Genomic DNA, 12,388 nt, shown 5'->3' with positions numbered 1-12,388 from the left:
AAACAATAAAATTTAAGACGGATTACAAATTTGATTCGATGCTTCATCTAAAGCGGCTTTTAAGCTTTCCGCAAAAGTTTTCACTTCTTCATCGCTGAGCAAGACACCATTTTTCTTAGTGACAAAGAAAATATCTTCTGCACGTTCGCCCAGCGTGGCAATTCTTGCAGAATGGATATCCAAACCTTGCAGCATGAACAAACCACCAATACGCGCCAGTAGACCTGGATGGTCGAGGGTTGAAATTTCAACCATGTGTTGCTGTAACGTCGGGTTTAGGACAATATCTACAGTATTTTGCACATCAAAATGACGCAAATGACGTGGAATACGGCGTTGCATGATACCCGGATATTGATCCGAATGACTCAATGCATCAACCAAAGCGGCTTTCACTTTGCGTTCGCGATCTGGATCAGTCAACAATGTACCAAAACGATCAAGGACCAGATAAGTATCTAAGCTGAATGACGTTGAGGCAGTGATAATGCGGGCATCTTGAACATCAAGATTCATACGATCTAGTACTGCAACCGTGGTGGCAAACAAGTTCGGTTGATCGCGGGTATAGATAAAGATCTGCACTGCATCATCTGCTGCATTACGATGCGCACGCAATAGAACTAAAGGTTCTGGATTATCGCCGTGTTGTAAAATTGCTTGGGTATGCCAAGCAATTTCATTGGCTGACTCTTTGACGAAGTATTCATCACCCAGCTCTTGCCAAACTTTCTCAACTTCAGCCAGAGAGAAGTCATTGACCAAGAGTTCACTGGCTGCAAACTTGGTATCTTCAATCAGCATTTGATAGTCAACTGGACGACCTAAGCCTGAGCGAATCACATCACGTGCATAGGTATAGAGCTGGCGCATCAAGGACGCACGCCAAGTATTCCACAGCTTCGGATTGGTTGCGTTAATATCGGCAACCGTCAAGGTGTAGAGATAATCGAGATGCTCCATATCACCGACTTTTTCAGCAAAGTCTTTGACTTCATCAGGGTCAGAAATATCTTTTTTCTGTGCTGTAAGAGACATCAATAAGTGATTGTTGATCAGCCATGCAACCAGTTTGCATTCACGCTCGGTAAAGCCATGGGTGCGGCAAAATTCAATCGCATCCAGTGCACCAAGTTCACTATGATCACCACCACGACCTTTGGCAATATCATGGAAAATTGCAGCCATATAGACAATGTCATGACGGGCAATACGCTGGAACACAGAGCTGACCACAGGGAATTCTTTAGCAAACTCAGGTTCTTTAAAGCGACTTAAATTGCGCAGCAATAACAGAGTATGCGCATCGACGGTATAAATATGGAACAGGTCATATTGCATCAAGCCTGTAATCTGTCCAAAAGCAGGGATGTAATTGCCCAACACACCATAGCGTTTCATTGCCACCATGGTGTCATATAAATGCGGTGAACGAATGATCGACATAAACAGTGCTTGATGTTCTGGATTATCGCGGAAGCGTTGATCAATCCGTTTTGCAGCAAGCACCAGCAGACGCAAGGTACGGGCACGAATACCAGTAATTTCAGGTCGATTTGCCAATAAGTAGAATAACTCTAAGATGGCAATTGGTTCTTCTGAAAATACTTTGTGATGTTGAACAGCCAATTTCCCATCGACAATTTTAAAACGTTCATTAATATCAATAATGTGGCGTTCATATTCAGGCAGGCGTGGGGTAATCACCGATTCATTGAAATAGGCGAGTAGCATTTCATTCAGCGTTGAAACTTGCTGTGCGGTACGATAGTAGCGCTTCATAAACTGTTCAACAGCAAAATTAACAGGCTGACCTTCTTCACGCACATAACCAAATTTTGCAGCGATATCACGTTGATATTCGAACAATAAACGGTTTTCATCGCGTTTGGCTAAACGATGTAAATGGGTGCGAATTTCCCATAAAAAGCTTTCAGCTTCTTCCAATACACCCAGTTCAAATTCAGTGATAAAACCCAAATGTACTAAATCATAAATACGATTGACACGGAAGTGACGTTTGGCAATCCAGCCAATCTGGTTGATATCGCGAATACCACCTGGGGCATTTTTAATATCAGGTTCTAAATTACTCTCGGTATTGTTGTGTTGTGCATAGCGTTTAGCTTGTTCAGCCATTTTGGCATCATAGAAGGTTTGATCTGTCCATGTTTGCGCAACGATACGGCGTGGCCATTTTGCCAGTTGCTGATTGCCTGTAATGAGGCGAGCTTCAATCAACGTGGTCGCAACAGTTAAATCATTAATGGCTTGTTCAACACAGTTTTGAATAGTACGAACGCTGATACCCGGTTTGAAATTGCCTACATCCCATAAAGAAGAAATAAAGGTCGAGATCAGTTTTTCTTGTTCTTCACTAATTTCATCCTCAGACAAAATCATGATATCAGTATCTGAATAGGGCAGCATTTCATGGCGACCATAACCACCTACTGCAAATAAGCCCAATTCTGTTTGATCTAAGCCTGCATGATTCCAGAGAAAGATCAGGGCTTCATCAATAGAGTCTGAGCGCGCTCCAATCACGTCACGAATAGGTTGACCATTTTCATAGCTCTCCTGTAATTGCTTTTCTACATCCGTACGCCATTGGTTGATGGCTTGAATATCATGAAGACTGGTGACGTAGTTCAACAAAGGAGAGGTCTTGATCATAAAGCTGGGTCTTCTATCAAAGCCCCTCTAAAAAGAGGGGAAGTTGTGATGATAATCACCTAAGGTCATCTTAAGCGTTGGTTTGTACACTCACTTGGTCTGCGGCGTGCTGTGCCAATTCACGTGCAAGATCCGTTGTTTCAGCGCGGGCAGTTGCAACGCCCATACGGCGACGTTTAAAGCCCTCAGGTTTGCCAAATAGACGTAAGTCTGTGTTTGGATTTGCTAAAGCAAGATTCAAGCCAGTGAAACTTAAGTTTTTAGCATCAACACCTGCATAAATCACTGCACTTGCAGCCACACTATGACGTGCTGTATTGACAGGTAGACCGAGAATTGCACGGGCATGTAATTCAAATTCACTCTGGAATTGCGAAGCTAAAGTGACTAGACCAGTATCATGAGGGCGAGGTGAAACTTCACTAAACCAAACCTTATCGCCTTTAATAAACAGCTCTACACCGAAGATACCACAACCGCCTAAAGCAACAGTGACTTTATTGGCAATGCGTTTTGCTTCTTCCAGCGCAGCAGGCGTCATCTGTTGCGGCTGCCAGCTCTCGACATAATCACCTGCATCTTGACGATGCCCAATCGGATCACAGAAATGGGTTTCAACTTCGCCTGTTTCTGGATTTTTTGCACGGACGGTAAGCAGGGTGATTTCAAAATCAAAGTCGATTTGTGATTCAATAATCACAGTACCTTGATTAACACGGCCACCTTGCATTGCATAGTCCCAAGCGGCATCCACTTCATCAAAGCTCTTCACACGAGATTGACCTTTACCTGAAGAAGACATCACAGGTTTTACAAAGTTTGGATAACCAATGTCATCACATGCAGCACGGAAGCTTTCTAAGGTATTGGCAAAGCGATAAGCAGAGGTTGGTAGGCCGAGTTCTTCAGCAGCTAAACGACGAATTCCTTCACGGTTCATGGTGAGGTTAACTGCTTTTGCAGATGGAATTACCGTTGCGGTTTGGCTTTGTTCAATTTCAATCAAAACTTCTGTGGCAATGGCTTCAATTTCTGGAACAATTAAATTGGGTTTGATTTTTTCAATCAGTTGTTTTAATTCGGCTGGATCAGCCATATTCAGGGTATAGGCATAATGAGCCACTTGCATGGCAGGCGCGTGATCATAGCGATCTGCAGCATGAACTTCGACACCTAAGCGTTGTAAAGAAATCACAACTTCTTTACCTAGCTCTCCAGAACCTAACAGTAAAACCTTAAATGCAGAAGATTGAAGTGGAGTTCCAAGAGTGACGCTCATGCGAATAATCCTATCCTGATTAATTTGTGTTTAAGCATAGCAGAACTTTTTGTCGAATTAAGCTTATACGCCACAAAAAACCTGCTTTTTGTTAGACAAAAAATAGCACTTCATCTGCGATTTGTCTGCTTATAGATTGACCTGATAATTCAGTTGCAATTCATCTGCATGTTGACCACGGATTCCCCAATTGCATTTCGGTGTTTCAAAAATTGTAATTTCAATATCTTGTGCTGAAATTTCACATTGTTGCTCAATATAAGTGAAAATGTTTTGAATTAAGCGTTTTTTTGCTTCAGTGCTTCTGCCTTCAAACATCGAAATTTCGATAATTAGATAATGCTGGCTCCGATCATTGGGATAGATAAAGTCTTCTTTCGCTAGCGCAATAAAACGCTGAAATTTCTTTTCGATGGGATAGTGTAAACTTTCAACTAGCGCTTGATGTATGGCATGTGAAAGTTGATGCCTAAACTGCTCAATCGTGGGTTGTAAGGCATAAATCTTGATTTGTGACATGGTGGTTTTCTTCCTTCTTGAAGTTTTAATTTTTTATATATGAGCAAGTCTGACTTTATGCTGAACAAGAATATAAAATCAATTGTTTAGAGTAAAAGGTATGCTGCTGAGTAAATAAGTAACAAGCATTGAGAATTATTCCCAAATTGACTAGCATAATGTCCAATTGTTTCCTCGGCGATTTGCTATGTCTCATCCAAACTCTCGTATAGCTGCAATATTGTTATGCAGTACTTTTTTATTGGCTGCTTGTGGAAACTCAAGCAATGAACCAAAAGAAAAGGTCGAAATCAAACCTGCGCCGAAGCTCAATAATGATGCCACCACCTATGCTAATGCGGCATGGAAGTTGATTAATGACATCGATCCGATTGTTTACAATAAACAGACTGCCGAGATTGAAGAAAAAGTCAGAAAACCGCTACGCCAGCTCAGTACTGATTGGCGTATCAATGTCAAAATGACTGATTCAGTGACAGAAGGGAAATATGCTTTGTGCCGTAAAGCACTCACCAGCTTGGATACTTGGGCACGTGAGGTAAAAGACAAGGCGAATGCATCGACTCAAAAGCAGGCTGATTATGAACGTGATAAAGCGCAATGCAAGGATGCAATTGATAATCCTGCATTAGGCAATACCTCTCCAAAGTAGGAGTGAAAAATGTATCTTCGTATCTTCTCGGTTTTCTTGATTCTATTTGGTCTGTTGGGAATAAACACCAGTTATGCCCAAGTAGATTTTCATCTTGCCTATCAGGTGCAAATGCCGAAGACGAAGCCTGTACATTTTTCTAATGATCGTTCATATAGATTTGTGAGTCTGTCTCCTTTTTTTACTGCCAATGAGTTAGTGAATGCAAAGGCGATTCTTGTTGAAGGAAGTGCTGTTGTTGAAATTGAAATTTCGGCTTCTGCACAGAAAAAGTTTAATCAGTTGGCCAATAGAAATACGCAAAGTCAAGATCAAGGTCTATTTAATCAGATGATTGGTTTAGGCGTTATGATTGATGGACAGCCTACAACGGTTATACAAGGGGTTTACAGACCTATTTCAGATCGAAAATTATGGTGTTTCCTGATAGATGATCGCTTACCCGTTCAGGAGCAATTGCGTCAGGCGAATGATATTGTGAAAAAAATGAAATTGACCCAAGCGCCACATTAAAATCATCTCGTTTGGAGTTTATCCCAGCTTAGATGTAGAGCTTGAATACAGAATGACAGGATGTCATTTCAATAAAAAAGCGAGATGTTTTATCTCGCTTTTTTATGGTTAAAGTTATCTGACGACTACTACGAGGTTTTGACCGTTTTTGCGGCTTCCTGTTTGGCTTTGCTTGCTGTCGTGCTAGCCACTTTTTTAGTATCTGTGGTTGCTTTCATTGTATCGTGTTTGGCTGTATCTTTCATTTTCGTCATGTCATGTTTTGCAGTGTCGGTTGTCTTGGTTGCTTCTTTCTTGGTTTTTACCACACTTGTTGCAACACATTTGCCACCTTTATGATTGGGCCCTGTACCACCTTGAATTTGAGTTCCTTTCGGGCAGGCAAATGCGCTAGCGCTGAGTACGGTAAATAGGCCTGCTGTTAAAATCGTTGCAATTTTTCTCATGATTGTCATCTGCATCGGGTAAGCGATAGTGCTTAGCTTTAATGTAGACGTGTTGAGAGGACGAAAGCAGACTGATTTTGTGAAATATTTTAGAGCATAAGTAGTATTTTATAGTGAGAGTTTATCTTTTAATTTATGTTTAAGCTTAAAAGCATATTGCAGAAAATGCTGTGCTTATGCATTTTAAATACAAAGTATTATACTTACGCTTTTAGGTGACTGGCGGTTGCCAATATTCTGAGGCGCTCTAAATCCAGCACTACAATTTTTTTAAAACCAAGCTGAATCACGCCTTGTTTCTCAAACTGATTCAGTTCCTGATTGACGGTCTGTCTAGATACCGTCAGCATGTTGGCCAACTGGTCCTGAGAGATCTGAATACTAAAATCCTGAATAAGTGCACGATTGCCATAACCTTCTAAAATAAACAATAAGCGTTGTGCCAGACGTTGGCTGATGCTTTGGGTTTGAATCGCAATTTGCTCTAAAAACACATAGCGTAATTTTTGACTGGTCAGCAAGGCAAAGTAGTACCAGTAATATGGATTTTGGAGTAAGAAATCATTGAGTGATTGTGCTGGTATTTGCAGCACCACGCTTTTCTTCAATGCAATCGCATCATGTGATCGCGGTTGTTGGTCGATTAAGGAAATTTCGCCAAACCACATGATCGGTTCTGCAATCGCTGCAATGGCTTCATTGCCATTCACATCGATATAGCCCAAGCTAATAGAACCTTCCAGTACGCCGTAAACACCGTCAAAAATATCTTGAGCCTTAAACACCGCCGCATTTTTTTCAACGATATGCTTTTTGCCATGTTGAATAATAAAGTTCTGAAAGGGTTCTGCCAGATGACTAAACCATGAATTTTGCTGCAAATGTTGAATATAAACACGATCTAACACGGCTGTTCCTTGATTAAAAATAAGTCCATTTGTCAGCTACATGACAACTTCGCTGCAATATTTCTTATAGATTAACAGTATAAACAAATGAAATGAGGAATGAGAAATGACAAATTTGGAACGTCTACTCAGCCAATATGCGGCTTATCACTTAGATCGAAATAATATTGTGACCCATTTTGTGGGTATTCCCTTAATTGTTTTTTCTATTCTATGTTTAACGGCACGTGCTGGCGTGGAAATTTCGGGCTTTTCAATTACTTTAGCCATGTTGCTCATTGTTCTAAGCAGTATTTACTATATTTCATTGGATAAGTTATTTGGTATTTTGATGCTGATTTTATTGGTCTTGGCATATCCATTGGCTGTGAATATTGCGGCTTTACCAATGTGGAGTTGGTTAGGCGCCAGTATCGGTATTTTTGTGGTGGGTTGGGTGTTTCAATTCGTGGGTCACTATTTTGAGAAGAAAAAACCAGCTTTTGTCGATGATGTGATTGGTCTAGCCATTGGGCCATTATTTGTACTGGCTGAATTTGTGTTCTTGCTTGGATTCCGTAAACCCTTACATCAGCGCATTTTAAAAGAGGCACAAATGAAACGTGCTGAAATGGATATGAAGCCACAAACAGTATCTTAAATTGCCAGTTGGATCTAAAAGTCCTGCATAAAACCTCTGAAAATGTCTAATTTTTAGGGGTTTTTTATGCAGTTTATTTATTTTAATCCGAATTAAATTTATAGCTTGAAAGCTAAGCTATAAAATAAAGAATACATCGAAAATTAGATTATCTTATCTTGAATAAATAAAGGAATAAGTTGTTTTATAAAATGTCCTAAAGTAGCAAATAAAAGACAGTGAGCTGAACTACAATAAATAATTAAATGGATTTTTTTTTATATAACAAGATTAATATGCGATTAAATAATATTGAATTCCTGTTGGAAAAAATAGGACTGACTGCACATAAACGTGCCATTCATATTCAGTTTGCAAATCAGAGTTTAAATCCTCAAATTTTTTTGCAGCATATTGAGGGCGTTCATGGCCTTAATCAAGGACTCAAGGCTGAACTAATCTGTCTGTCAACGGATGCTACCATTCCGCTCAAGCAATTCATTGGCAGTCAGGCTGCGATAGATACAGTGACGGATCAGGGGCAGCTTAGCCGTGTCACTGGGATTATCACCCAAGCATCACAAGGCCTATCTGACGGCAGTTTAAGCCTCTATAAACTGACTTTAGAAGATCCAACCGCGCTGTGGCATAAAAGGCGAAACTCTCGCGTATTTATGAATAAAAGCGTGTGTGAGGTGGTGCAAGTCATATTTAAGGAATGGCAACTAAGGAGCCCATTATTTGCTTCAAGCTTGACACTGGATTTAAGTGGGTTGCGCACAGACTATGATGTACGTCCATTTATTATGCAACATAATCAGACCGATGCAGAGTTTTTAACATTTTTGATGCGGAGTGAAGGGGTGAGCTGGGTGGTTGACGAAGCCCAGCTTATTGTTCCGACTAGCAATAGTCCAATCCAAGCGCAAAAACTACGTTTGATTGATGACAATAGCCACTATCAAGCCCTAGCGCGAAGAACGATTCGTTACCATCGTAGTGATGCCACCGAACAATACGACAGCATGACCACACTGAGGGCAGAACGCAGCTTACAGCCGACCGCCGTGCATATCCAGCGTTGGCAAGCCGATGCACTGGAACAAGAGGACGGAGCAGGTAGTGTTCAAAGCAAACATCAGCACAGTGAAGGCGATGATGTAGCCTCACTTGGACTCGAAGATGCATGGCATTTCAGTCCAGCATGGATGCAGGACCTAAAGGGTGAAGATGGTGTAACACCGTCAGGCCATGCGCAAATTGAAAAGTTTAACCAGCAGATTGGGCAATACCACGACTTACAAGCAAAGCAATTTGTGGCGAATAGCACCGTTCGAGACGCCCATGTCGGGTACTGGTTTGAACTGGCAGGACACCCTGAAATAGATCAACACCAAGGAGATGATAAGCAATTCCTGATCACTGCCAAGCAGTTTTATAGTCAGAATAATCTTCCGAAAGACCTAAGCCAACAGATCCAAGATCTGATCAACCAGAGTCAGTGGCAACAACAGAATATTGGCTCTGAACAACGTCAGGCAAATCAACTGACACTACAACGCCGTAATATCAAAATCGTACCTGAATATAACCCCTTAACTCATAGGCCAACTGCTCACCCAATGCGAGCTCGAGTTGTTGGCCCTGAAGGAGAGCAAATCCATGTGGATGAATGGGGGCGTATAAAAGTTCGTTTTCTATTTACCCGTACAGAAGACCATAGCCATGATGGTGGTGCAGGAACCAACGATGATGATACTGACTCAGCATGGGTCGATGTCCTGACCCCTTGGGCTGGCGAAGGTTTTGGTGCGCGGTTCTTGCCTCGCGTCGGTGAAATGGTGGTCATTGACTTCTTTGATGGCAACCTTAACCGCCCTTTTGTACTGGGGAGGATTCATGAAGCGCAGCGTTCACCCACACAGTTTGATCAAATAGGAAAACTCCCTGAGACCAAAAAACTGTCAGGTATTCGATCACGTGAATATAAAGGTGAAGGCTTTAATCAACTGCGTTTTGATGACAGCACAGGGCAGATCAGTGCACAACTGCAAAGTAGCCATGCCGCCAGTCAATTAAATCTTGGTCAGCTCAGTCATCCAAAAAACAAGGCTGAAAGCGAAGACCGTGGTGAGGGCTTTGAACTGCGTACCGATTTATGGGGCGCAGTACGTGCGGGAGAGGGTTTATTGCTTTCAACCCATAAGCAAGACCATGCACAAGCTGAACATCTGGATGCACAGTCAGCCAGACAGCAACTTGAAGCGAACCAGAATAATGCCCAAGCACTGAGTGAGGTCGCCAAAAATCAGCAGACCGATGAACTTGAATCGCTGGCTCAGTTAAAAGCGTTCGCTGCACAGATCGAAATAAAGATTGCCAAGTTCAATAAAGCATTGCTGTTACTGAGTTCACCCGAAGGTATTGGCCTGAGTAGCCATGAAGATATTCATATCTCGGCAGATAGACAGATCAATCAGATCGCAGGCGAGAGTATTCATCTGAGTACACAAAAAAATCTGATTGCCCATGCACAAAACAGGATCAGTTTGTTTGCTGCCCAAACAGGGATTAAACAGGTTGCGGCGAAGGGGAAGTTTGAAGTCCATGCACAAACGGATGGCATAGATTTATTCTCTAAACAAGGCATTCAAATTATTTCGACTGAAGATCGGATTGAAATCATTAGTGCAAAAGAAATTGTGATTACAGGCAAAGATTCTCAACTGAAACTAAATGGTTCAGGCATTGTTGCAACCACAGGTGGAAAATTTGAGGTGAAGGCAGGTCAGCATGTGTTTCAAGGGGGTGAAAATATTGTTGTACCAAAATTGAGTTTACCAACAGCCAAGACACTCTTTAGCAATCAGATTAACTATAACTGGGATATAGAATCAGAAGGAAATAAGCAGATTTTTATTATTGATCAGAAGACCAATCACTTAATAAAAACAAAAATGGATCAACTTGATGCTGAAAATCAGCTGAGTTCATTACGGTTCCATACACCGCAAGCCACAGACTTTACGGCACTCATCTTTAATTCGGATCTTCCTCGTTTAAAGCAGGATTTGCCTGATCGTGAAAATATTGATGAATTATTAGAGGAGGCACTTCTGGAAGAACAAAATGATGAGACCTATGCGGAGGAGGATGCTGAGCAATGAGTAACTTAGTCACTATTACAGCAAAATTTTATGATAAATCTGGAACTCATTTTAATCAGTTGAATGTTCAGTCGAGATATCAGGGTTCATCTAAGGCCAATACTCAACAAACTGATTCCAACGGCTTTTTTGTATTTCAGGCATCTCCAAACAGAAGAGTAGAAATATTAGCTAAGCCCCCGAATCAAAAAGATTATATTGTTTTTAAAACTATAGATTCTTCTATTCTTTCTTCAAAAGACAATCCTGTTAAAGTTCAACTGCCTAAAACCATAGATGAATATAAACAGGTTAAACAGCCTACACCTGCTAAAGGAATCGTAAGTACCTTTTTTAAGGTGGTGGATCGTAATGGGAAAGTGATGAAGAATTTTCCTGTTCAGTCTAGACCGAAAGGTAAAGGAAACTCACCCGATAAATTCACTGATGATCAGGGGATTGTAGAAGTGAAGTCTTCTCCGAATCGGGATATTGAAGTTTTGGTTCTGACATCTAATGATCAATTTATTCTAAAAAGTTCAGTCAATTCTGCTAGCGGAAGTTCACAACCGATTTTGATTAAATTAGATGAGCCTTATGCAAACTTTTTAAGTCGATCTATGATCAAAATCTTAGATCGGGATGGGAAGGCGTATGTTGTAGAAAAAACCAATGTAGAAATGTTAATTGTAGAGAGTGGCAAGAAGCATTTGTATAGCATATCCAACGGGAAATTAGCTTTAGAGAGTATGGTCGGGCAGAAACTGGAATTTACAGTGTATAAGCCCGACGGTAAACCATTGAAACCTCAGCCTTATATGGCGACACGAATAAAAAATAGTCCTGCTGAGTTACATTTGGATGTGGATGTAACCAAAGGAACGACGGCACCCAATGATCCAGAGATTAATAAAACGGTTACAGTTGATATATTAATTACGATGGAGCAAATGCAAAAAATGTGGCCAGGTATTGCGTCATCTAAAATTCAACCAATTATGGATGAGTTAAATGCAAATTTAGATGCATATCAGTTAAATACTAGATTAAGACAGTCTCATTTTTTCGCTCAAGTTTTTGGAGAAATTGGAGCAAAGTTTAGTCTTAGAGAAGATATCTCAAACTATACGGCAAAAAATTTAATGGCACTTTCATCATATTATAAAGCACACCCTGAGGAAGCGAAAATAGATGCCAAAATTTCTCCAAAGGAGTTGAAAGTTAAAGCTATTACGAATAAATGGTATATGGATAAAAATAGACCTAAGCATTTAGCTTTAGGTAATATTAAAGATGGGGATGGCTATAAGTTTCTTGGGAGAGGATTAAAACAGACTACAGGTCGATATAACTATTCGGTGTTCACTAAAATTTATCCCAAAATTTGGTCCGATGATAGTGAGGTTGATTTTACGGAAACACCAGAGCTATTAGAACAAGCTAAATATGCTTCTAGATCGGCGATAGTTTTTTGGCTAGATAAAAGCTTGTATACTGTAGCAGATACTGGAGCAACGGATACAGTGGTTGACAAAATCACCAAGGTAATTAATCAATATGCTCCAAATAAAAATGAAAGGAGATTATATTTTAAGAAAGCTGTAAATATTTTTATTTGAAAACTATTCTG

Annotated in this window: 10 protein-coding genes; 5 read left to right on the top strand and 5 right to left on the bottom strand. The window is 40.7% G+C overall.

Going from position 1 to position 12,388, the window contains the following annotated elements; translation table 11 throughout:
- Nucleotides 1-12 precede the first annotated feature (12 nt).
- The 3 genes from glnD to NG55_RS06725 all read right to left on the bottom strand — a co-directional run bounded on the left by glnD (nucleotide 13) and on the right by NG55_RS06725 (nucleotide 4,474).
- Nucleotides 13-2,676 (bottom strand): [protein-PII] uridylyltransferase, encoded by a 2,664-nt coding sequence (glnD, locus tag NG55_RS06735; protein WP_065342797.1) that lies wholly within the window; start codon nucleotides 2,674-2,676, stop codon nucleotides 13-15.
- A 70-nt stretch (nucleotides 2,677-2,746) separates the two neighbouring features.
- Nucleotides 2,747-3,964: a formate-dependent phosphoribosylglycinamide formyltransferase gene (purT, locus tag NG55_RS06730; protein WP_171257950.1), complete on the bottom strand. Its 1,218-nt coding sequence runs from the start codon at nucleotides 3,962-3,964 to the stop codon at nucleotides 2,747-2,749.
- Between the two features lie 120 nt (nucleotides 3,965-4,084).
- Nucleotides 4,085-4,474 carry a tautomerase family protein gene (locus tag NG55_RS06725; protein ID WP_065342795.1) on the bottom strand — a complete coding sequence of 130 codons (390 nt, stop codon included), beginning with the start codon at nucleotides 4,472-4,474 and terminating at the stop codon, nucleotides 4,085-4,087.
- Between the two features lie 187 nt (nucleotides 4,475-4,661).
- Here NG55_RS06725 and NG55_RS06720 point away from each other — a divergent pair, with 187 nt between their 5' ends.
- Together NG55_RS06720 and NG55_RS06715 are read left to right on the top strand one after the other, a co-directional pair.
- The gene (locus NG55_RS06720) at nucleotides 4,662-5,126 is read left to right on the top strand and encodes a hypothetical protein (protein WP_065342794.1); all 465 of its coding nucleotides are present in this window, start codon (nucleotides 4,662-4,664) and stop codon (nucleotides 5,124-5,126) included.
- A gap of 9 nt (nucleotides 5,127-5,135) precedes the next feature.
- Nucleotides 5,136-5,639 (top strand): hypothetical protein, encoded by a 504-nt coding sequence (locus tag NG55_RS06715; RefSeq protein ID WP_065342793.1) that lies wholly within the window; start codon nucleotides 5,136-5,138, stop codon nucleotides 5,637-5,639.
- Nucleotides 5,640-5,767: 128 nt separating this feature from the next.
- Here NG55_RS06715 and NG55_RS06710 read toward each other — a convergent pair whose 3' ends face one another.
- Together NG55_RS06710 and NG55_RS06705 are read right to left on the bottom strand one after the other, a co-directional pair.
- Complete coding sequence (locus NG55_RS06710) at nucleotides 5,768-6,085, bottom strand: hypothetical protein (protein WP_065342792.1); 318 nt, start codon at nucleotides 6,083-6,085, stop codon at nucleotides 5,768-5,770.
- Between the two features lie 203 nt (nucleotides 6,086-6,288).
- Nucleotides 6,289-6,993 (bottom strand): Crp/Fnr family transcriptional regulator, encoded by a 705-nt coding sequence (locus NG55_RS06705; protein ID WP_065342791.1) that lies wholly within the window; start codon nucleotides 6,991-6,993, stop codon nucleotides 6,289-6,291.
- Nucleotides 6,994-7,099: 106 nt separating this feature from the next.
- Between NG55_RS06705 and NG55_RS06700 the strand changes: the two genes are divergently transcribed.
- The 3 genes from NG55_RS06700 (at nucleotide 7,100) to NG55_RS06690 (ending at nucleotide 12,377) form a co-directional block, all read left to right on the top strand.
- On the top strand, nucleotides 7,100-7,633 hold the full coding sequence (locus tag NG55_RS06700) for an Mpo1 family 2-hydroxy fatty acid dioxygenase (protein WP_065342790.1): 534 nt from the start codon (nucleotides 7,100-7,102) through the stop codon (nucleotides 7,631-7,633).
- A 275-nt stretch (nucleotides 7,634-7,908) separates the two neighbouring features.
- Nucleotides 7,909-10,779 (top strand): type VI secretion system Vgr family protein, encoded by a 2,871-nt coding sequence (locus NG55_RS06695; protein ID WP_065342789.1) that lies wholly within the window; start codon nucleotides 7,909-7,911, stop codon nucleotides 10,777-10,779.
- Nucleotides 10,776-12,377, top strand: a complete 1,602-nt coding sequence (locus NG55_RS06690; protein WP_065342788.1) for a glycoside hydrolase family 19 protein — start codon at nucleotides 10,776-10,778, stop codon at nucleotides 12,375-12,377. The genes NG55_RS06695 and NG55_RS06690 overlap by 4 nt, the downstream gene beginning before the upstream one ends.
- Nucleotides 12,378-12,388: the final 11 nt, after the last annotated feature.

Origin of the sequence: Acinetobacter gyllenbergii (genome assembly GCF_001682515.1) — a bacterium.
GTDB classification, from domain to species: domain Bacteria; phylum Pseudomonadota; class Gammaproteobacteria; order Pseudomonadales; family Moraxellaceae; genus Acinetobacter; species Acinetobacter gyllenbergii.
The sequence above is the reverse complement of the archived record's forward strand: the minus strand, read 5'-3'. Positions and strand labels throughout refer to the sequence as shown.

Bases quoted from the DNA above. Each gene is read 5' to 3' on its own strand.
- glnD (WP_065342797.1), bottom strand. From the start codon at position 2,676: ATGATCAAGACCTCTCCTTTGTTGAACTACGTCACCAGTCTTCATGAT.
- NG55_RS06725 (WP_065342795.1), bottom strand. From the start codon at position 4,474: ATGTCACAAATCAAGATTTATGCCTTACAACCCACGATTGAGCAGTTT.
- NG55_RS06720 (WP_065342794.1), top strand. From the start codon at position 4,662: ATGTCTCATCCAAACTCTCGTATAGCTGCAATATTGTTATGCAGTACT.
- NG55_RS06715 (WP_065342793.1), top strand. From the start codon at position 5,136: ATGTATCTTCGTATCTTCTCGGTTTTCTTGATTCTATTTGGTCTGTTG.
- NG55_RS06710 (WP_065342792.1), bottom strand. From the start codon at position 6,085: ATGAGAAAAATTGCAACGATTTTAACAGCAGGCCTATTTACCGTACTC.
- NG55_RS06700 (WP_065342790.1), top strand. From the start codon at position 7,100: ATGACAAATTTGGAACGTCTACTCAGCCAATATGCGGCTTATCACTTA.
- NG55_RS06695 (WP_065342789.1), top strand. From the start codon at position 7,909: ATGCGATTAAATAATATTGAATTCCTGTTGGAAAAAATAGGACTGACT.
- NG55_RS06690 (WP_065342788.1), top strand. From the start codon at position 10,776: ATGAGTAACTTAGTCACTATTACAGCAAAATTTTATGATAAATCTGGA.